The organism is Stenotrophomonas sp. SY1 (assembly GCF_021202945.1).
Taxonomy (GTDB): domain Bacteria; phylum Pseudomonadota; class Gammaproteobacteria; order Xanthomonadales; family Xanthomonadaceae; genus Stenotrophomonas.
Map to the genome: position 1 here is coordinate 83,959 of NZ_JAJOYR010000001.1, position 18,240 is coordinate 102,198.

The window sequence follows — 18,240 nt, forward strand, 5'->3', positions numbered from 1 at the left end:
AATCCAGCACTATTTCGCGAAACGAAGGGCTCATAGCAGTTACCAATCTGCCTATGTATTGAGGACTGGGTTAGCTTCGGCATCATGTTACATCCAGCTAGTGAGCTGGATACCGCCATCAAATGGGTCGGGCAGAAGCCGCAAGAAATTGGAACTTTTGTTAGTTCCAAGATCTTCAAACCGGTGGCCGCCTCCGGCAAGAAGCGGACATCAAGACGACTACGACTCTGTCGCTCTTAGTACAAAACGCCAATCAACTGGACGCCCTGCGCCAAATAAACTGGACACTAACGGCAAGCAATTCGGACAACAGCGCCATATAAACTGGCCATCGGCATCAGACTGGACATCTGTCACGGTCGCCACTCTCTTCCCACATCCAAGTACTTCGGCTGCCAGCGACCCCTTATTCAATGCAAACGCATATGGGCGAACACGGCAAGCGCCATGCCCATCAAATCATTGACGACATGCGTGATCGTGGAGGCCCAGATATTCCGAGTCAGGATATACACACCCGTCAGGACCAAGCGCGCCGCGCCGATCACTAGCAACGCCTGTCCGAAGTTCCAGCCATAGGTGGGCAGGTGCAAGGCGCCAAACGCGAGCGCGGTGGCTATCCACGATATGCCGAGCGCCAACCGCAGCTTCACACCAGTACGATGCAGGATCGTCAGCAACACCAGAAACGGCAGGATGGTCACCAGTTCCTCGCCGAGCAGTTGCACAGACGACACAGCCATCGCATTTGCCACCTGTGCTGGCGGCATCACACCGATGGCTTGGATGCTGGTGTTGGCTACAAGATTGGCTCCATCCATCAGGATGTAAGCGACCCCCCCTGGCACGATGACCATCAGCGGCACGCAGGCCAAGGCAATCCCTAGCTCACGTAGCCTGGGCCGCCGGAAGATGGCTTTCCATGCCGGCCCGACCGCCAGCGCAAGCCCGGCAAGTTGCAGCACGACGAACGAGATCGCCGCTACCCAGCCGCCGGCCACGCCGGGGACGAGGTGCGGCAATGTCAGCAGCGCCGCGAAACCCGCGGCGCACGCGGCCAGGACCAACAGGCAGCCGGCTTTGCTCAACGGCGCCGGATGGCCCTGATAATAAGGAAAATCCTGCGTCTCGTTTCGCATCGATTGCGGTTACTTTCCGCGAATACGGGTCAGCGATTGCACCAGGCCGTCGTTGCGCACCATGCACAAGAAGCGGCCGTCCGGATAGTCGATGATCAACTCGGTAACCTGGTCGTTGACCGGAACACGGGTGACCAGCGCGCCATCCGCGTTTGCCCGCACATTGCAGGCCCCCAGCAGCTCGCCAGCCACGCCCATGCCGACAGCAGCGGCCGGCCGGTACGACGAATGCCCCGAATGCCCCCTGTCGGCATTACTGAAGACCGCGCGGCAACCATCCTTGACCCAGACGGAGTGACGGGAAAGGCCCCAGTTTTCGTTCTGCACGCATTCGGTGTGGCTCAACTGGCGAACCAGCCGGACGTCGCCACGCGTGTCCATGTCGCATTCGGTTTGTCCATTGCCGACCGATTCACAAGTCACTTCGCGCGCATCGCCGCCGGCCGATGCTGTCCTGGCAGGACGTATTGCACCGACCGTGCAGACGCCGTTTGCGCCGTGCTTGTCGGCGTAGGACACCTGCGTTTCGTCATCGGGCGAGCGGGTAATCGACAGCGTTACACCGCTAATGGAATCGCTGGCTTCGTAGTAGTCATCGTTGAAGCGCTTGAGCCGGGTTTCCTGCCCGTTAACATAGACCAGACCGCCTTGGTCTGCGTGGATCTCGAGGTTGCCCGGGCACGTACCATTGAACATTGGGATGGCCGCGCTGGCTTGCGGCACCATGGACAGCCCCGCGAACAGCGCGACAGTGGTCGTAAAAAGGAACGGCATTTTTTCCATATATAGCCCCCGGCAGTGTGTGAGGCGAAAATCCTAACATCAGACTGTTGGGCCTGGAGAATGCATTGCGAGTGTCTACTCTATGCCTGCATTTAACCCACCATCGAGCGCTCTGGTGTAAGTCTGCTTTCGGCCGTCTTCGGCCTGTGGCCGGCTACTGATCAAGATGCTTATTTGCAGATCATGATCCGTCGATGTTACTGATCAACCCCATCGATGTTCACACCAATTGTGCTCCATCAGCTTGTCCGTTCCATTGCGTCTCAATCCCTACCCGAATTGGCTAGTCTTGCAGCGAGACCGAAGTCCATCAGCGATGCGTCCAATCTGGCGCTGCTGTCCAGTTCATTTGGCTGCCGTGTCCAGTTCATTTGGTGGCGCTGTCCATATGCTTGGCTGTATGTACTCTTAGCTCCCGCAGCGATGCTCGGAGAACTCGCGCAGACGAGCGCAGGAACATCAACAGCAGCGCGGCCGCGATCAGTAGGTCGGGCCAGCCGGCGCCGAACAGCCACACCAACGCTGCGGCAAGCAGCACGGCGCCACCTTCGAAGATGTCGTTGCGCGAGCATTCCCAAGCCGAAGCCATGTTCACGTCGCCAGTGCGATGGGGTGTCAAGAGCCAAAGGCACAGGCCGTTAGCGAGCAGGTTCAACGCTGCGGCAATGCCCATGGCTTCGAACACCGGCACCGCTGGGTTTACCAAACGCCAGCTGATCTGCACGCCCACCGTCACCGCTGCGCCCAGGATCAACAGGCCCTTAAAGAAGGCGACCTTCGCCTTCTTACGCGTCGACGCGCCGACTACGGCTAAGCTGATGGCGTAGGTCAATGCGTCCCCAAGGTTGTCGAGGCTGCCCGACAGCAAAGACGACGAATGCGAACGCCACGCCGCGAACATCATCATCACGAACGTTACGAGGTTGATACACAGTACGACGCGTAGCACGCGCCGCTGATCAGCCTGCATTGCCGCTACGTCCATGGTCTTCCCGCAACCGCAGCACTCGCTCATCGTCATTCACCGTTTAGAGGGGCAGCAGCGCGCTTTGCGCTGCCATAGGCCGCTGCTCCACGTCGTCAGAGTCGCGGGTTGATTTCAAGCCAAGAAGGCGTTATCAACCCTCTAGCCACTACAAGGTCAAGCAATGTCCGCCACCACCTTCACCATCGGCGAGCTTGCCCGTCAGACCGGGACCAAGGCAGAGACGATCCGCTACTACGAGAAGATCGGGCTGCTAACGCCTCCCTTGCGCTCTGCCGGCAACTACCGGTCCTACTCCGAGGCGGATGCCCAGCGCCTGCGCTTCGTCCGCCGTAGCCGGCAACTGGGGTTCGCCATCGATCAGATCCGTGAACTTATGGCATTCTCCAGCCATGGTGAAGCCGACTGCTCGACGGTAGATCAGGTGGTCAGGTCCCACGTTGAGGACATAGAGGGAAAGATCCGCGACCTGCAGGCTCTGAGCGGCGAGCTCTCAAGGATGATCAGTCGATGCCCCGGCGGCAACATCGCTGGATGCCGCATCCTAGAAGCCTTGGACGCCCCTGCGAGCGCGCCCTGAGGTTCTCCCGTTGGCACATCCAGGTTGACCTTGTAGTCGCTCCAACGTTTACAAGGGAGCTCCTATTCGGCCGATATCGGCGAAGCTACTGAGAGCCCTTGATGTCAGCACGTTTCCTGCTGCTCCGCCGCCCCCTCACGTTCGCGGCCACCCTGCTGCTGGTGACCGCCGCCCAGTCCACGTTGGCCGATGAGGCCCACTCAGACCAGCATGACGATCACGATGGGGATGCGGTCGAACTGGATGCTGTCATCGTCGAGTCGACGCGCTCCGGCCGCAGGGTGTCCGAGGAGCCGATCCGCGTCGATGTGATCAGCCGCGAGGAGATCGAAGAAAAGTTGTTGATGTCGCCCGGCAACATCTCGATGCTCGTCGCCGAGACGGCTGGTGTTCGTGTTCAGAGCACGTCGCCCGCCCTGGGAGCATCCAACATTCGCATCCAAGGCCTGCGCGGTCGGTATACACAACTTCTGTCCGACGGCCTGCCGCTGTATGGCGGGCAATCATCATCCATCGGCCTATTGCAGATCCCTCCCACGGATCTGGGGCGCGTCGAAATCATCAAGGGCAGCGCGTCGGCACTCTACGGACCGGCGGCACTGGGCGGGGTAATCAACCTCATCACGCGCCGTCCTCGCGATGAGCAGGAGGCGGAGGTCTTACTCAACGTGACAAGTCGTGGCGGTTACGACGCGACTGCCTACACGGCTGCGGCGCTTTCCGAGGCGTGGAGTTACTCGCTGGTGGGGGGATATCACGAGCAGGATCGCCAAGATCTCGACGATGACGGTTGGATTGACATGCCCGAGTACCAGCGGTGGACGGTGCGGCCGCGCCTGTTCTGGAGTTCCGACGGCGGCGCCAAGGCGCTGGTGACCTTTGGCGCAACGAAGGAGGACCGCGCTGGCGGCACGCTGCCGGGCGCGTTGATGCCGGACGGCAAACCCTTCCCATTGACGCAGGACACCACTAGGTACGACGCCGGCACCGTGATCGAGATCCCGGTGCGCGAGACGGATCGCCTGCACCTGCGTGCATCGGCCATGACGACAGATCACCTGCACCGATTCGGTGACGTGCTGGAGGATGATCGCCATCAGACCGGTTTCACCGAAGCCTCCTATGCTTCCGGGTTCGGGGGAACAACGTGGCTCGCAGGTGTGGCCGTGCAATCGGATCGGTTCACGTCGCGCGCGTTTCCCGGCTTTGACTACCGCTACACCGTACCGGGTGTGTTTGCGCAGGCCGAACTCACGTTGCGCGAGAGCCTGGTGCTTGCTGGCAGCGCACGTTGGGACAACCACAGTGAGTACGGTACGCATGTAAGTCCGCGCCTCTCCTTGCTGTATCGCCCCGGCAAGTGGACGCTACGCACTTCGCTGGGTCGCGGCTTTTATGCGCCTACGCCTTTCGTAGAGGAAATCGAGGCCGCCGGCCTGTCACGTCTTGAACCCTTGGTGGGCCTTGAAGCAGAGACCGCCAAGACGGCCTCCTTTGACATCGGATATGCAGACGACGCATGGGAGACCAACGTCGCTCTGTTCGCATCCGACATCGATCATGCCGTCAGGTTGGCTTCAGCGCCCCCGGCATCGGATGGAACCGAGCGCGTCCAGCTGGTGAACGTTGACGGCGTGACACGCACGCGAGGGGCGGAGTTCCTGCTGCGCTATCGGTGGCAGGACTTCATTGTGACCGGTAGCTATGTATTCACTGATGCGAAGGAGCCGGAGGCGGATGGTCCGGGGCGTCGCAACGTGCCGCTGACACCGCGCCATACTGCAGGCCTAGTCGCCATGTGGGAACAGCACGGCCGCGGACGTGTCGGGATTGAGGCTTACTACACGGGGACGCAGTCACTGGAAGACAACCCGTATCGACGTACTGGACGGCCCTACGTGGAACTGGGCGCGATGGGTGAGATCACGGTGGGCAAGATGAGCTTTTTCCTTAACTTGGAGAATATCCTCAACATCCGGCAGACCGGTTATCACCCAATGACGCTACCGGGGCGCGCGGCGGACGGACAGTGGACCGTGGATGCTTGGGCTCCGACAGATGGCTTCGTCGTCAATGGCGGCGTGCGCTTCAAGATCTAGAATCCGCGCGGGTGAAGAATGGCATGTTCGCTTCGGGTCGCATGGCACCCTACGATCTCATGTAGGTATGGTGACAGAACCATTTGGTTCTACTGCCCAGAATGCTTGGCGGTGGTGTCCGGCTTGTCTGGCGATCAGCGCCAAGTGGTTGGCGTTCTACATCATGTGATCGAATGCGGGAATTCCTCACTATGGATGGAGCCCGCATCCGATGATGCCGTGCGTTGTTTGATGCTGCTTAGATCACGCGCTTGCCGTTCTGGTCAATCACTGCTTCCCCATCTTCCTTGCTGAAGGGAGCATTGATCGACGGCAGGATGTCCAAGACAACCTCCGAGGGCCGACAAAGTCGAGTACCCAGATCAGTCTGCACTAACGGACGATTGATCAGTATGGGATGGCTCATCATGGCATCCAGGAGCTGATCATCCGTGAGTTCGGCACTCTCAAGGCCGAGCTCAGCGTATGGGGTCCCTTTCTGACGGATAGCTTCTCGCACGCTCAGGCCTGCAGCGCCGATCAGTTCAATCAGTCGGCTGCGGCTAGGCGGTGTTTCGAGGTAGAGGATCACTTCCGGTTCTATGCCAGCAAGACGAATCATCGCCAGCGTGTTGCGCGATGTTCCGCAATCGGGATTGTGATAGATGACGGCCTTCATGCACTTTCCTCTTCATTCAATGCCTCAACCGCGCCGGCAGCGGCGGCCAGTGCCGCGGCTTCCACCGCACCCTTGCGTTCGCTGTAGCGATCAACAAGGTAGTCGCTTCGTCCGCGAACGAGCAGCGTGAACTTGATCAGCTCTTCCATGACATCCACAACTCGATCGTAGTAAGGAGAGGGCTTCATGCGGCCGTTCTCATCGAACTCTTGCCATGCCTTGGGAACCGATGACTGGTTCGGAATGGCCACCATGCGCATCCAGCGGCCCAAGACGCGCAGGCTATTGACCACGTTGAATGACTGAGAGCCGCCGCACACCTGCATTACCGCCAAGGTTCTTCCTTGTGTCGGCCGCACGCTCCCCTCTTCCAGCGGCAGCCAGTCAATCTGATTCTTGAACACGGCGGTCAACGTACCGTGGCGCTCGGGGCTGACCCATACCTGGCCCTCGGACCACAACGATGCCTCACGGAGCTCCTGAACCTTCGGATGACTCGATGGCACGGAATCAAGCATCGGCAGCTCGTGGGGATCAAATAGGCGTGTTTCCGCGCCTAGGTGCTCCAGAAGGCGCTGGGCTTCCAGCGCCAACTTGCGGCTGAACGACTGCGGTCGGAGCGAGCCATACAAGATGAGGATTCGGGGGCGATGGCTAGCTACGCTTGAGTCGTTAAGGGATGCGGCGGTAGGGGCGGTCAATGCCCCCGGAGTCACATTGGGAAGATTGCTCATGGGGTTGTCCTGCGATGTTTATTCCATTATTCTAGAAGCATGGAACATAAAAACGCAACCCAGGCCTTGGCCGCACTTGGCCACTCGACCCGCCTATCCATCTTCCGTTTGCTGGTGCAAGCGGGCGGAGGGGGGAAGCTCGCTGGCGACATCGCGCAGGCGCTTTCATTGCCAGGCGCCACTCTTTCCTTCCATCTGAAGGAGTTGATGGCAGCTGGGCTGATCAACTCAGAACAACGGGGTAGGAGCGTTTGTTACCGAGCTGAGTTTCAGGCGATGAATTCTCTGATTGGCTATCTCACAGAAAACTGTTGCGCCGGCGAGCAATCGTGTGAGCGTCCCGACGGCTGCTAACTTCTCAATCGCATAGGTCGAACATATGACTCGTCGTGTCTTGTTTTTGTGCACTGGCAACTCCGCGCGTAGCGTGCTTGCCGAATCGACTTTGAGAAAGTGGGGCGAAGGTCGCTACGAATCCTTCAGTGCTGGGAGCCAGCCCGCAGGGCGAGTGAATCCCTTCGCGATTGCCCAACTGGAGCGCGAGGGATTCCCCACTGATGGTCTTCGAAGCAAGTCATGGGATGAGTTCGCACAGGACGACTCTTCGCTCATGGATCTCATTGTGACCGTGTGTGATAGCGCGGCTGCGGAATCGTGTCCTGTGGTCTTTGGGGATTTCGTGCGCGTGCATTGGGGGCTGTTCGACCCGGCAGGTGTTGAGGGTTCGGATGAGCAGAAGGCCGAGGCGTTCGATCGTGCGCATCAAATCATCAAGGCACGCTTGAAGGCTTTTCTTGAGATTCCCGACAGTGCTTGGGGCGATCGTCAATCGCTTAAAGCCGAGCTCGAACCGATCGCGCAGATCGATTGACTGAAATTTCGGAAGATATAGATGACCACTGAAAATTCTCGCCTGTCCTTTCTAGACAGGTATCTGACGCTGTGGATCTTCGCGGCGATGGCTCTCGGAGTTGGTATGGGCGCCATGTTCGATGGACTGCCAACAGCGCTCAACAGTCTGTCGATTGGATCAACGAACGTTCCGATCGCGATCGGCCTGATCCTCATGATGTATCCGCCACTGGCCAAGGTGAAGTATGAAGAGCTGCCGAAGGTCTTCTCGGATAAGCGTGTACTTCTCCTTTCGTTGCTACAGAACTGGGTTGTCGGACCATTCCTGATGTTTGGTCTGGCGGTGTTGTTCCTGCGCGACTACCCCGAGTACATGACCGGTCTGATACTGATTGGCTTGGCGCGTTGCATTGCGATGGTGCTCGTTTGGAATCAGTTGGCGCGCGGTGACGGCCAATACGTGGCGGGACTGGTGGCCTTCAACTCGATCTTCCAGATTGCATTGTTCAGCGTCTACGCCTGGTTCTTCCTCTCATGGCTGCCGCAGCTGTTTGGCCTACAGGGCAGCGTTATCGATGTCAGCTTCTGGACCATTGCCGAGGCGGTACTTATCTACCTGGGCATTCCATTCCTGGCTGGCTTTCTCACGAGTCGCTGGCTAAAGGCGCGAAAGGGTGTTCGCTGGTACGAAGAGAAGTTCTTGCCGGCAATCAGCCCGATCACGTTGGCTGCCCTGCTGTTCACCATCGTTGCCATGTTCAGCCTCAAGGGCGGCGACGTATTGCGAATCCCGATGGATGCACTGCGCATTGCGGTGCCTTTGACCCTCTATTTCATCATCCAGTTTGTCCTTAGCTTCTTCATGGGACGGTTGATTGCCAAGGATTACCCCCGCACCACGGCTATCGCATTCACTGCTGCAGGCAACAACTTCGAGCTGGCAATCGCCGTGGCTATTGCAGCGTTCGGCCTGGCGTCGCCAGTTGCGTTCGCGGCGGTGATCGGTCCGCTGGTCGAGGTGCCGGTTCTTGTACTCCTTGTCCATGTTGCGTTGCGCCTTGGGAAGCGTTACTTCCCCGCCGATTTCCGGAGTGCCTAAGTCATGAAGTCTCGTCATATCCCGGTTGTAATTCTTGGCTCTGGCCCGGCAGGCTGGACTGCCGCGGTCTATGCAGCTCGCGCCAACCTCAAGCCGGTGGTCATCACCGGCCTGCAGCAGGGTGGCCAGCTCATGACTACCACCGAGGTGGACAACTGGCCGGGCGATGCGCACGGCCTGATGGGCCCGGACCTGATGGCGCGCATGCAGGCCCATGCCGAGCGCTTCGATACCGAAGTGGTGTTCGACCACATCCACGCCGCCGACCTCTCCAAGCGCCCGTTCAAACTCAGGGGTGATAGCGCCGAGTACACCTGCGATGCCCTGATCATCGCCACTGGCGCGACCGCCAAGTACCTGGGTATTCCTTCCGAGGAGGCATTCAAGGGCCGCGGCGTCTCGGCCTGCGCCACCTGCGATGGCTTCTTCTACAAGGACCAGGACGTGGTCGTAGTCGGCGGCGGAAACACCGCCGTGGAAGAAGCGCTTTACCTGTCCAACATCGCCCGCAAGGTCTACTTGGTCCACCGCCGCGACACCTTGAAGGCGGAGAAGATCATGCAAGACAAGCTTTTCGCCAAGGTGGCCGCTGGCAAGATCGAGACCGTCTGGCACCACCAGGTCGACGAAGTGCTGGGCAATGAGATGGGCGTGACCGGCGTACGCGTGAAGTCCACCCAGGATGGCAGCACCCGCGACATCGACGCTCACGGCTTCTTCGTGGCCATCGGCCACCAGCCCAACACCGACCTGTTCAAGGGTCAGCTGGCGATGAACAACGGCTACCTGGAAATCCACTCGGGCCTGGGCGGTAACGCCACCCAGACGTCCGTGGATGGCGTGTTCGCCGCCGGCGACGTCGCCGACCAGCACTATCGTCAGGCCATCACCTCTGCCGGCTTCGGTTGCATGGCTGCATTGGATGCTGAAAGGTACATGGACGCATTGCGCATTGCCGAAGGCGACTTGAGCGCAGTGGCGGCAGCGTAACGCTGCGTCAAGGTTCTAGGAGGCACAGCATGCAGGATGTTGATGTGGTGGTAATCGGAGGGGGGCAGGCGGGACTATCCGCCGGATACTTCCTTCGCCGATCTGGAATGTCCTTCGAAATTCTGGATGCTGAGGCAGAGTCCGGAGGCGCCTGGCAGCATGCCTGGGAGTCGCTGCACCTGTTCTCGCCCGCAAGCTGGAGCTCCATTCCGGGCTGGCCGATGCCCGCGAGCAAGCAAACCTACCCGATGCGCTCAGAAGTGCTGAACTATCTGCGAGAGTATGAGCGCAGATATGAACTTCCTGTTGTCCGGCCAGTTCGTGTGACTCGTATAGCCCGATCAGGCGAGAAGCTCGCCGTTGAAGCGAGTGACGGACGTGTTTGGCTAGCCAAGGCTGTTATCAATGCAACCGGGACTTGGAGTCAGCCGTATCTCCCCTTCTATGAAGGAGTCGACAAGTTTGATGGGCTTCAGGTCCACTCAGCGAACTACGTCAACGCACAGCCATACGTTGGGAAGCGAGTCGCGATAGTAGGCGGCGGAAACTCCGGCGCACAGATTCTGGCCGAAGTTTCCACGGTTGCAGACACAACCTGGATTACGCAGCGAGAACCAGAGTTCTTGCCGGACGAAGTGGATGGTCGCGTTCTCTTTGAAAGAGCCACGGAAAAATGGCGGGCCCAGCAGGAAGGGCGGGAGCCAAATGTGCCGGAAGGCGGCTTCGGAGATATTGTCATGATCCCTTCGGTGAGAGATGCGAGAACACGCGGTGTACTGGGTTCGATACGGCCCCCGACACGCTTCACCGAAGCGGGCATGCAATGGGACGACGGTACCGTCCGCGAATTCGACGCTGTGATCTGGTGCACGGGGTTTCGAGCAGCTCTTGCTCATCTGAGCGAACTAGGAGTGGTCGACGATCAGGGACTCATTGATGTTGACGAGTCCAGAGTTAGATCACGCCTTGTTCCTTCTATCTGGCTGCTCGGCTATGGCGACTGGAACGGGGCTGCATCCGCAACCCTCGTAGGGGTGACACGGTATGCGCGAGAGGTAGTGAGCCAAGTTAGCTCGTACGTCGCTGAGGCCTCCCCCGCATAGAGGGAGGCTCACCAGCGTCGGTTTCAACGCCGCGGCTATACGGGATTGGCGAGCCTACGTGCCGCAGCGTGTAAGGCCATGCGATCGAGTGCCTCTGGCTTCAATGCCAACAGAAGCGCGATACGGTGCTGTAGTTCGCGCAGGGCATTCTGAAACGCCCGATGCATTTGCTCGTCATTGCCTTGGACCAGAGCAGGATCCTCCACTCCCCAATGTGCCGTGGCCGGATGACCAGGCCATGCCGGACATGCTTCGCCTGCTGCTCGATCACAGACCGTGACGATGAGGTCCATATGAGGCGCAGTTGGTGCTGAAAACGCTTCCCAAGGCTTGCTATTGGCCCCAGAGGCGTCGATTCCGACTTCGGAAAGCACCCGCAGGGCCATCGGATGCACCTCGCCTTTGGGATGGCTCCCAGCGCTGTAGCCGGACAGCCTCCTTCCACCCAGGTGGTTCACCAGCGCCTCGGCGAGGATGCTGCGAGCAGAGTTACCAGTGCAGAGGAACAGGACGTTCAACTGGGACATATGAATTAACTACGTTTCCGGAATAGTGGAAGTATTGTCCGGGGGTGTTGCAGTTTGATGACGGTAGAAGTGCAGGCTGTTGAGTAGAACTAGACATCTGCGCTCCCAATTGCTCTTCCGTTCGACAACGCGCTCGGATGCTTTGCCCTTTCCGCGAACCAATGCGGTGATTTCCCGATTATTGGTCTTCTGTGCCTGTCGTACTTTGCTCGGAGCAGCACGGGATGAGACCGTCCCTGAATGACGGCGCAGATCGCTGAAGACCTCCGACGACCAATCTGCGCCCGTGCCACGTGGCACTGAATCGGGAAGTGCCATGCAGAATTGGAGTGAGAGGTGCCCAGTCCTGCGGGTGCCCTCTACGCAGCTGCTTCATTCCAGTGCCACGTGGCACTGAGTTCCAAGAGCGCTTCTGACACTCGCGCGATTATCCGAGGGCCTGTCGGGGGGCAAGGCCAAGGGCAAGGCCAAGGCCCAGGCCTTGGACTCCAGTGCCACGTGGCACTGGAGTCCAAGAGCGTCCGACACCTGCACGATCATCCGAGGGTCTGTCCGGTCAGTAGGGCGCGGGCCTTGGACTTCAGTGCCACGTGGCACTGGGCCTGAGCGGCTCGTCAGCGGCTCGTCTCTTTCTGGCATGACCGCCGTCAAACAACCACCAGCAACCCATACCGGCCTGCGCCACTCGGAACAGGATCAATGTGACGAGTTCCAATCAGAAAGTTCGATAGCCATAGGGCGCCATGAACTAAATAGCTCTCAAGCCAAGTAACTATGCGCGGATCGCCCATCAATACGTAGCCACACTCGCGCGAAGCATCTTGTCTAGAACAACGGCAGATGAAGAATCCTGCGATAGATCGAGTCGCTTGAGTACAAGGTCGCGGCGGCATGAGAAAAGCGCACACGCCGGAGCCTCGAGTACTAGGCTTGAAAATAGTGCCGGCGTCAGTCTTGGGTAGCTAGTCAGAAACAACTCGCAACATGCATAACCCATGACTTGGCGCAGGCATATCTTCCAAACATAAGACTTCGAAATCTTGTTGAAGGGCAAGGCGTTCGTCCGTGCCAATGAGCTTCCGTATCGGAATTTCTGGAAGGTTCTCGGAGTATCAACGTCTTGATTGCTGTTGTCCTAGGGAGAACGGCCCTGACCTTTCAGCGTTGGTACTGGTCGATTCGGTGGTCGCAGTCCACCGCTGTTCATTCAGTGCGATCTTCTCTGCTTATCATCTCCAGCTAAACGGACGTCGAAGCGGAGACACATTCTTGGGCGAGCGAGCTCTGGATGTTGACGCCGTCGAGGACGCGCTTTCGCTGCTGCTTTAGCGCGGCCAGCGTTGACTGATCTGATGGCTATGTGCCGCTTCGAGTCCACGCATGCAGATGTGGTTGCAGATCCAGAGGAAGCGAAGCGGCGAACTCGTCGTCAATCGGAAAGTGGGGCATATACCGATCTACTAGCGAGAGTACCGACATGCCCAGCTCGCGATCCCATTCCCTCTTGTGCGCATCATGTTTGGGGTCATGGGAAAGCCAGAGCCTATGCATGGCGAACCAGCGAGGATCTGGTGCGACGATGCGTGCGGGGAGGCCATCCAGCCCGCAGGCGATGCGACTGATCCAGTTCCCCGGCAATAGCCAGCCGTGTTCCGGAAGAGGCAATGGCCTCAGCCTCTCCCGGGCAGTGATCGGTACTAGGGATTCGGCCACTAGCAGCTCAACTTGGTTGCCTACGGAGTTGGCCGCCTGGAAGTTCTTCTTCGAGTTGATGGCGAAAGTGCTGTCGATTTGTTTGAGAACCCCAAGCACTGACGAGGCTTCCAATGGAAGAGGATCGGTGGTGGCATCGCGAACCCAGCCCAGAACAACGCTCTTCTTCGCTGTCAGCCGGCTGTCCATCAAATGGCCGGCCTCCAGCGCGTAGGCACACAAGGCGTAACTGTCGACAACGATGACCGTGCTCCCCAGCAGTTGGGAGACATCCAGCTCGCGCAGTATTGCTGCGCCGTAGGAGGCTATACAAGGCAAGCGCAGAGCGCGGTAGACCCTCCCATCCTTCTTGAGCGTCCGCCAAGTACGTTCCACGGTGGAGCGGGCAATCTGATATTCCTCCATCAAGGTCTCAGTTGCTTCACTTCGGGGGCCGAGTGAGATGCCGCTCGTGTTGCGTCCCACTACGTGCTGCTGCGCCTGCCTTACGAAGTGGCACCGCTGTTCCGCGACTGGTTGCAGGCACATTATCCACAGCGCGCCGAGCACGTGATGAGCACCATCAACCAGCTGCGCGGCGGCAAGGATTACGACAGCCAGTTCGGCAAGCGCATGCGTGGCGAAGGTGCGTACGCGGACCTGCTGTCCAACCGTTTCAGGCTGGCCAGCAAGCGCTTGGAGTTCAACGCATCTCGCCAGCAATGGCCCTGGTTGGATTGCAGCAAGTTCGTCGCGCCATTGCCGCCAAAGAAACCTTCAGCGCAGGGTGAGTTGTTCTAGGGCTCAACCACACCGGAATGGATAACAGCCGAGTCACAACCGCACATGGCAACATTCCCCTTCATTGTCGCTACGCAAACCGAGAGAAGTCATGCTGCCCCGGTATCGCAAGCCCAGCCTGAAAACCCTGCTTGGGCTGACGGCTGCAAAGAAGCGGATCAAGGGTGACCTTGGCATCTACAAGGTCACCAGAATCTTCAACGCACCAAAGAATGCGAAGCGTCGTGCCAAGCGGGCGGTGGGCTGGGAGTCGGAAGGAGCCAGGTTGTTGCGCTTCATTCGTCGCCTGTTCAAATAGCGCGGAGAAGAAAGATGACGGCGGTTGAAGATTTTTTCGCACGCTACGAAGAAGGTGCCAACACCTTCGATCCGGACCTGATGTGCTCGCTCTACACCGACGCGTTCATGGCCGGTGATCCGAACGGTGTTTCATGCGGGCGCAACGACCAGGCGCTGCGGGAGGCCTTCGTGCAGCGCAAGGCATTCTTCGCGCAACTCGGATTCAGGCAGGCCAAGGTGCTGGGCATCGATGCGACGACGCTGGATGCCCACTACACGATGGCCAAGGTGCATTGGCTGATGGTGTTCGAGAAGCAGGCCGGCCATCGGCAGGAGTTCCGGTTCTTCATCACCTACGTGCTGTATGACGACGGCAGCGGGCCGAAGGCCGCGTTCTGGATATCGCACGAGGACGAACAGCGGGTGATGCGCGAGGCCGGGTTGATTCCGTAGGTTGGGATGTTGCGCGCGGTGCATGTAGGAGCGGCTTCAGCCGCGAAGCTGACAAGGGCTCCGTTCGCACAAGATCTGCAATTGCAGATGCGCCCTTGGCGGTTGCATCCGTGGCTTCGCGGCTGACGCCGCTCCTACGTGATTGCGCGGGCGCGATGATCTTCCGGCCGGGATTTCACCCCGGCCTACGTTTGCCCATACAAGCGCTGCGCCGACTGGAACAGAACCCAGCTTGTGGCAATGAACTTGTCTCCAGCCTGCGGGCGATTGCCGCGATGGGTGTGGGTGAACGCAGTCGGTGCGATCAGCAGGCTGCCGGTGCGTGGCGCCACCTTGCGCTGCTGGAACAGGAATTCGGTTTCGCCTTCGTCGAAGTCGTCGTTGAGGTACAGCGTCCACAGCAGATGGCGGTGCAGGGTTTCGCCACCGGGATCACGCGGGAACAGTTCGCAGTGCCAGTAGGGATAACCGCCCTCGCCTGCTGCATACCACTGCAGGTTGATCGCACCCGGGCGTAGGCAGGTACGCGCCAGTTCGACCAATGCGGCGTCGTCCATCGCGGGGAAATCGTCTGCGGCCAGTCGGCGCGGTTGGCCGTCGCTGCCTTCCACCTGCAGCATCAGCGGCGAAATCAGAACCTGTGGATAACGCCGTAGATAACGCAGCAGTCCGGAGAAAACCGCCTGTTGCAGACGTTGTTCGACCTCAAGCCATTGCGCATTGCCGCTGATGCGCAGATCGCGGCTGCGCTTGAGTTCCGGATGTATGCCGCCGCCGACCTGCCCTGGTTGCAGCTGGGTGCTCTGCTGCATGCGCTGCACGATGGCCGCGCAGTCTTCGCTGGACAGTGCCGCGTCGTAGACCTCGATGAAATCCACTGCACTCATTGGGCGACACGCGAGGAGTGCGAGGCCACCATCTGCCAGTGTCCGTCGCGTTGTACCCACACGCGGGTGAAGCGGAAGCGGCCTTCCCAGGGTTTGCCGTCGCTGACCGCCGCCTGCACGCTGGTGCCGGTGATCACTGCGGTGTCGCCATAACGGCGGATCTGTACGTCTTCGTTGTCGATGCGGGTGTTGCGGCGCTGGCGCGTGGCCAGCTCCTGCAGGTAGTCGGCCTTGTGTTGGATGCGGCCGTCGGAATGGGTGAGCAGCCAGTCGTCGGCGAGCAACGGTGCCAGTGCGCGGGCATCGCCGTGCAGGCGCAGGCGGTTCCAGTCGGTGTCGGCCTGTTCCAGCGCGGTCGGCGTTTGGGCGCAGGCCAGCAGGGGTGCAAGCAGGAGCAGCAGCGTTGTCAGGGCGCGCATCGGCGGGTTCTCCGGGGACCTGCCGCCGATGGTGGCGTGAACCGATGGGCTTGTGTAGTGCCGAGCGGTGCTCGGCGGGCGTTACCGGGAAAGCCTCAGCGCAGCGTGGCTGCGCTCTACCCGGTCAGGGGAAGTAGATTCCGGTAGTGCCGAGCCATGCTCGGCAGGGGGTGCTATCGGGAAAGCTCCAGCGCAGCATCGCTGCGCTCTACCGGGTCATCAGAAACCGCGTTCCGTGGATCAGGCCTTCGCGTCGAAGTCGGTGTGGTAACGGGTGGCTTCGGCCACTTCGTTCTTCGAACCGAGGAACACCGGCACGCGCTGATGCAGCTGGTCCGGTGCGATGTCGAGGATGCGTGTGCGGCCGTTGGTGGCCGCGCCGCCCGCCTGCTCGACCAGCATCGACATCGGGTTGGCTTCGTACATCAGGCGCAGCTTGCCGGCCTTGGACGGATCCTTCTTGTCCCACGGATAGATGAAGATGCCGCCGCGGGTCAGGATGCGATGCACGTCGGCCACCATCGAGGCGATCCAGCGCATGTTGAAATTCTTGCCACGCACGCCTTCCTTGCCAGCCAGCAGGTCGGTCACATAGCCCTGCATCGGCGCTTCCCAATGGCGCTGGTTGGACATGTTGATGGCGAACTCCTGGGTGTCGGCCGGCACCTGCATGCCGCGCTGGGTCAGCACGAACTCGCCGGTTTCACGGTCCAGGGTGAAGGCGTGGGTGCCGTGGCCCACGGTCAGCACCAGCATCGTGCTGGGCCCGTAGATGCAGTAACCGGCCGCAACCTGCTGGGTGCCTGCCTGCAGGAAGTGTTCGTCCCCAGGCTTATCCACACCCTTGGGTGCACGCAGCACCGAGAAGATGGTGCCCACCGAGACGTTGACGTCGATGTTGGAGCTGCCGTCCAGCGGATCGAACAGCAGCAGGAAATCACCCTGTGGATATTCCGACGGCACCAGCTGGCTGTGGTCCATTTCCTCCGAGGCGCAGGCGGCCAGGTGGCCACCCCAGGCGTTGGCTTCGAGCAGGATCTCGTTGGAGATCACGTCCAGCTTCTTCTGTGCCTCGCCCTGCACGTTGCCGGTGCCGGCATCGCCCAGTACGCCGCCCAGGGCGCCCTTGCTCACTGCGATCGAAATGCTGGTGCAGGCGCGTGCCACCACCGCCACCAACTGGCGCAGGTCGGCGTTGATGCGCTTGGCGTGCTGTTCTTCGATCAGGAACCGGGTCAGCGACGTACGGGACATGGACAAGGACTACCTTCAGACAAAAGGGCCGCTATTGTCGCGGGTTGGATGGGGATTTACGAGTTGGTGGTCATTTCCTGTCCTGTTGCGGACAGCGCGTGGCGTGTCCGGCCCATCGCCAACGGCATCTGATCCGGTCAGACTTGCCGGCCGATCGTGTTGGTCAAGGATGCTGGGAATGAAGGGAATTCTGTTGGGGTGCAAGGCGCGTCTGGCCGGTGCGCTGGCGGCGACGCTGCTGGGGTTGTGCCCGGCCGTGGCAATGGCCGCACCGTCCTTGTTCGAGGGGCTGGAATGGGGGGCCGATGAAGCGCGGATCCGCCAGGTACTGGGCGAGCGGGTCGGGAACCTGCCCTGCACCGACGAGCAGCGCCAGGCACAGGCCGCCAGTGGCAAGGGCCGGGCCTGCGACAGTCCCTACCTTGAGGACTACACCATCGACGGCATCACCTTCCTGGCGGTCTTCAACATGGGCGGCGATGCAGGCACGTTGAACGGCATCTACCTGGACCGCGCCGCCACCGTCACCAATGCGCAGATCCGCAAGGGCGAAGGTGCCGAGTTCCGCTACAACCGGGTCAAGCGCGTGCTCACCGACCGCCATGGCCCGCCGGCCGATCTGAACGAGACCACGCGCCGGCCCAAGGACACGCCGGTGGTGCTGCACGCGAAGTGGATCGTCCAGGACACCGTGGTCAGCATGACCAACACCATCATTCCCGATCCGCGCGGGCAGATGTACTACCTGGGCCTGGTCTACAAGCCGCTGGCCGAAGCGATGAAGCCTGTGGATATGCCATAAGCGAGGGTGGACACCCGTCTGGTTTTATCCACAGGCGGTTGTGGGTAAGTTCCGGTGTGCGTTTACGTGTGGATAAGTCCGCAGGCTGAAAGCGCTACCCCTCC

The 18,240-nt window shown here is 60.1% G+C and carries 20 protein-coding genes and 1 pseudogene; 11 read left to right on the plus strand and 10 right to left on the minus strand.

Annotated features, from left to right (window positions below):
* Window positions 1-410 precede the first annotated feature (410 nt).
* From LR961_RS00320 to LR961_RS00330, 3 genes are all read right to left on the minus strand, one after another.
* The gene (locus tag LR961_RS00320) at window positions 411-1,139 is read right to left on the minus strand and encodes a CPBP family intramembrane glutamic endopeptidase (protein ID WP_232146413.1); all 729 of its coding nucleotides are present in this window, start codon (window positions 1,137-1,139) and stop codon (window positions 411-413) included.
* Between the two features lie 9 nt (window positions 1,140-1,148).
* Entirely contained in the window at window positions 1,149-1,922 is a 774-nt protein-coding gene (locus LR961_RS00325) for a DUF3011 domain-containing protein (RefSeq protein ID WP_232146415.1), read from the minus strand.
* Between the two features lie 367 nt (window positions 1,923-2,289).
* A complete protein-coding gene (locus tag LR961_RS00330; RefSeq protein ID WP_232146417.1) occupies window positions 2,290-2,937 on the minus strand; it encodes a cation transporter in 648 nt (215 codons plus the stop codon).
* A gap of 133 nt (window positions 2,938-3,070) precedes the next feature.
* On the opposite strand from LR961_RS00330, the gene LR961_RS00335 reads away from it, so the two are divergent.
* Together LR961_RS00335 and LR961_RS00340 are read left to right on the plus strand one after the other, a co-directional pair.
* The gene (locus LR961_RS00335; protein WP_232146419.1) at window positions 3,071-3,487 is read left to right on the plus strand and encodes a helix-turn-helix domain-containing protein; all 417 of its coding nucleotides are present in this window, start codon (window positions 3,071-3,073) and stop codon (window positions 3,485-3,487) included.
* Between the two features lie 101 nt (window positions 3,488-3,588).
* Window positions 3,589-5,586, plus strand: coding sequence for a TonB-dependent receptor (locus LR961_RS00340; RefSeq protein WP_232146420.1), 1,998 nt, complete (start codon window positions 3,589-3,591; stop codon window positions 5,584-5,586).
* Between the two features lie 238 nt (window positions 5,587-5,824).
* On the opposite strand, the gene arsC is transcribed toward LR961_RS00340, so the two are convergent.
* Together arsC and arsH are read right to left on the minus strand one after the other, a co-directional pair.
* Complete coding sequence (arsC, locus tag LR961_RS00345; protein ID WP_232146422.1) at window positions 5,825-6,244, minus strand: arsenate reductase (glutaredoxin); 420 nt, start codon at window positions 6,242-6,244, stop codon at window positions 5,825-5,827.
* Window positions 6,241-6,978, minus strand: a complete 738-nt coding sequence (gene arsH, locus LR961_RS00350; RefSeq protein WP_232146424.1) for an arsenical resistance protein ArsH — start codon at window positions 6,976-6,978, stop codon at window positions 6,241-6,243. Before arsH ends, arsC begins: the two co-directional genes overlap by 4 nt.
* Before the next feature lie 39 nt (window positions 6,979-7,017).
* On the opposite strand from arsH, the gene LR961_RS00355 reads away from it, so the two are divergent.
* Genes LR961_RS00355 through LR961_RS00375 form a run of 5 tightly spaced genes read left to right on the plus strand, consistent with a single transcriptional unit; the run spans window position 7,018 to window position 11,022 of the window.
* Entirely contained in the window at window positions 7,018-7,332 is a 315-nt protein-coding gene (locus tag LR961_RS00355) for a metalloregulator ArsR/SmtB family transcription factor (protein ID WP_232146426.1), read from the plus strand.
* Between the two features lie 25 nt (window positions 7,333-7,357).
* Window positions 7,358-7,849: an arsenate reductase ArsC gene (locus LR961_RS00360; protein ID WP_232146435.1), complete on the plus strand. Its 492-nt coding sequence runs from the start codon at window positions 7,358-7,360 to the stop codon at window positions 7,847-7,849.
* A 21-nt stretch (window positions 7,850-7,870) separates the two neighbouring features.
* On the plus strand, window positions 7,871-8,929 hold the full coding sequence (arsB, locus tag LR961_RS00365; RefSeq protein ID WP_232146437.1) for an ACR3 family arsenite efflux transporter: 1,059 nt from the start codon (window positions 7,871-7,873) through the stop codon (window positions 8,927-8,929).
* 3 nt (window positions 8,930-8,932) lie between these two features.
* On the plus strand, window positions 8,933-9,919 hold the full coding sequence (trxB, locus tag LR961_RS00370; RefSeq protein WP_232146439.1) for a thioredoxin-disulfide reductase: 987 nt from the start codon (window positions 8,933-8,935) through the stop codon (window positions 9,917-9,919).
* A gap of 29 nt (window positions 9,920-9,948) precedes the next feature.
* Complete coding sequence (locus tag LR961_RS00375; RefSeq protein ID WP_232146448.1) at window positions 9,949-11,022, plus strand: ArsO family NAD(P)H-dependent flavin-containing monooxygenase; 1,074 nt, start codon at window positions 9,949-9,951, stop codon at window positions 11,020-11,022.
* Window positions 11,023-11,057: 35 nt separating this feature from the next.
* Here LR961_RS00375 and LR961_RS00380 read toward each other — a convergent pair whose 3' ends face one another.
* Both LR961_RS00380 and LR961_RS00385 read right to left on the minus strand, forming a co-directional pair.
* Complete coding sequence (locus tag LR961_RS00380) at window positions 11,058-11,549, minus strand: arsenate reductase ArsC (protein WP_232146450.1); 492 nt, start codon at window positions 11,547-11,549, stop codon at window positions 11,058-11,060.
* 1,356 nt (window positions 11,550-12,905) lie between these two features.
* Window positions 12,906-13,667 carry a GSU2403 family nucleotidyltransferase fold protein gene (locus tag LR961_RS00385; RefSeq protein WP_232146452.1) on the minus strand — a complete coding sequence of 254 codons (762 nt, stop codon included), beginning with the start codon at window positions 13,665-13,667 and terminating at the stop codon, window positions 12,906-12,908.
* A gap of 51 nt (window positions 13,668-13,718) precedes the next feature.
* On the opposite strand from LR961_RS00385, the pseudogene LR961_RS00390 reads away from it, so the two are divergent.
* The 3 genes and pseudogenes from LR961_RS00390 to LR961_RS00400 all read left to right on the plus strand — a co-directional run.
* Window positions 13,719-14,042: pseudogene (locus LR961_RS00390) on the plus strand (radical SAM protein); the annotation flags it as partial.
* Between the two features lie 91 nt (window positions 14,043-14,133).
* Window positions 14,134-14,340, plus strand: a complete 207-nt coding sequence (locus LR961_RS00395) for a hypothetical protein (protein WP_232146454.1) — start codon at window positions 14,134-14,136, stop codon at window positions 14,338-14,340.
* 14 nt (window positions 14,341-14,354) lie between these two features.
* Window positions 14,355-14,774 carry a hypothetical protein gene (locus LR961_RS00400; RefSeq protein ID WP_232146456.1) on the plus strand — a complete coding sequence of 140 codons (420 nt, stop codon included), beginning with the start codon at window positions 14,355-14,357 and terminating at the stop codon, window positions 14,772-14,774.
* A 185-nt stretch (window positions 14,775-14,959) separates the two neighbouring features.
* On the opposite strand, the gene LR961_RS00405 is transcribed toward LR961_RS00400, so the two are convergent.
* The 3 genes from LR961_RS00405 to LR961_RS00415 all read right to left on the minus strand — a co-directional run bounded on the left by LR961_RS00405 (window position 14,960) and on the right by LR961_RS00415 (window position 17,334).
* Window positions 14,960-15,661: a 2OG-Fe(II) oxygenase gene (locus LR961_RS00405; RefSeq protein WP_232146458.1), complete on the minus strand. Its 702-nt coding sequence runs from the start codon at window positions 15,659-15,661 to the stop codon at window positions 14,960-14,962.
* Window positions 15,658-16,080, minus strand: a complete 423-nt coding sequence (locus tag LR961_RS00410) for a nuclear transport factor 2 family protein (RefSeq protein ID WP_232146459.1) — start codon at window positions 16,078-16,080, stop codon at window positions 15,658-15,660. Before LR961_RS00410 ends, LR961_RS00405 begins: the two co-directional genes overlap by 4 nt.
* A 240-nt stretch (window positions 16,081-16,320) precedes the next feature.
* Window positions 16,321-17,334, minus strand: coding sequence for a class 1 fructose-bisphosphatase (locus LR961_RS00415; RefSeq protein ID WP_232146460.1), 1,014 nt, complete (start codon window positions 17,332-17,334; stop codon window positions 16,321-16,323).
* Window positions 17,335-17,512: 178 nt separating this feature from the next.
* Between LR961_RS00415 and LR961_RS00420 the strand changes: the two genes are divergently transcribed.
* Window positions 17,513-18,136: a hypothetical protein gene (locus LR961_RS00420; protein ID WP_232146461.1), complete on the plus strand. Its 624-nt coding sequence runs from the start codon at window positions 17,513-17,515 to the stop codon at window positions 18,134-18,136.
* Window positions 18,137-18,240: the final 104 nt, after the last annotated feature.

Bases quoted from the DNA above. Each gene is read 5' to 3' on its own strand.
- LR961_RS00320 (WP_232146413.1), bottom strand. From the start codon at position 1,139: ATGCGAAACGAGACGCAGGATTTTCCTTATTATCAGGGCCATCCGGCG.
- LR961_RS00325 (WP_232146415.1), bottom strand. From the start codon at position 1,922: ATGGAAAAAATGCCGTTCCTTTTTACGACCACTGTCGCGCTGTTCGCG.
- LR961_RS00330 (WP_232146417.1), bottom strand. From the start codon at position 2,937: ATGAGCGAGTGCTGCGGTTGCGGGAAGACCATGGACGTAGCGGCAATG.
- LR961_RS00335 (WP_232146419.1), top strand. From the start codon at position 3,071: ATGTCCGCCACCACCTTCACCATCGGCGAGCTTGCCCGTCAGACCGGG.
- LR961_RS00340 (WP_232146420.1), top strand. From the start codon at position 3,589: ATGTCAGCACGTTTCCTGCTGCTCCGCCGCCCCCTCACGTTCGCGGCC.
- arsC (WP_232146422.1), bottom strand. From the start codon at position 6,244: ATGAAGGCCGTCATCTATCACAATCCCGATTGCGGAACATCGCGCAAC.
- arsH (WP_232146424.1), bottom strand. From the start codon at position 6,978: ATGAGCAATCTTCCCAATGTGACTCCGGGGGCATTGACCGCCCCTACC.
- LR961_RS00355 (WP_232146426.1), top strand. From the start codon at position 7,018: ATGGAACATAAAAACGCAACCCAGGCCTTGGCCGCACTTGGCCACTCG.
- LR961_RS00360 (WP_232146435.1), top strand. From the start codon at position 7,358: ATGACTCGTCGTGTCTTGTTTTTGTGCACTGGCAACTCCGCGCGTAGC.
- arsB (WP_232146437.1), top strand. From the start codon at position 7,871: ATGACCACTGAAAATTCTCGCCTGTCCTTTCTAGACAGGTATCTGACG.
- trxB (WP_232146439.1), top strand. From the start codon at position 8,933: ATGAAGTCTCGTCATATCCCGGTTGTAATTCTTGGCTCTGGCCCGGCA.
- LR961_RS00375 (WP_232146448.1), top strand. From the start codon at position 9,949: ATGCAGGATGTTGATGTGGTGGTAATCGGAGGGGGGCAGGCGGGACTA.
- LR961_RS00380 (WP_232146450.1), bottom strand. From the start codon at position 11,549: ATGTCCCAGTTGAACGTCCTGTTCCTCTGCACTGGTAACTCTGCTCGC.
- LR961_RS00385 (WP_232146452.1), bottom strand. From the start codon at position 13,667: ATGGAGGAATATCAGATTGCCCGCTCCACCGTGGAACGTACTTGGCGG.
- LR961_RS00395 (WP_232146454.1), top strand. From the start codon at position 14,134: ATGCTGCCCCGGTATCGCAAGCCCAGCCTGAAAACCCTGCTTGGGCTG.
- LR961_RS00400 (WP_232146456.1), top strand. From the start codon at position 14,355: ATGACGGCGGTTGAAGATTTTTTCGCACGCTACGAAGAAGGTGCCAAC.
- LR961_RS00405 (WP_232146458.1), bottom strand. From the start codon at position 15,661: ATGAGTGCAGTGGATTTCATCGAGGTCTACGACGCGGCACTGTCCAGC.
- LR961_RS00410 (WP_232146459.1), bottom strand. From the start codon at position 16,080: ATGCGCGCCCTGACAACGCTGCTGCTCCTGCTTGCACCCCTGCTGGCC.
- LR961_RS00415 (WP_232146460.1), bottom strand. From the start codon at position 17,334: ATGTCCCGTACGTCGCTGACCCGGTTCCTGATCGAAGAACAGCACGCC.
- LR961_RS00420 (WP_232146461.1), top strand. From the start codon at position 17,513: ATGAAGGGAATTCTGTTGGGGTGCAAGGCGCGTCTGGCCGGTGCGCTG.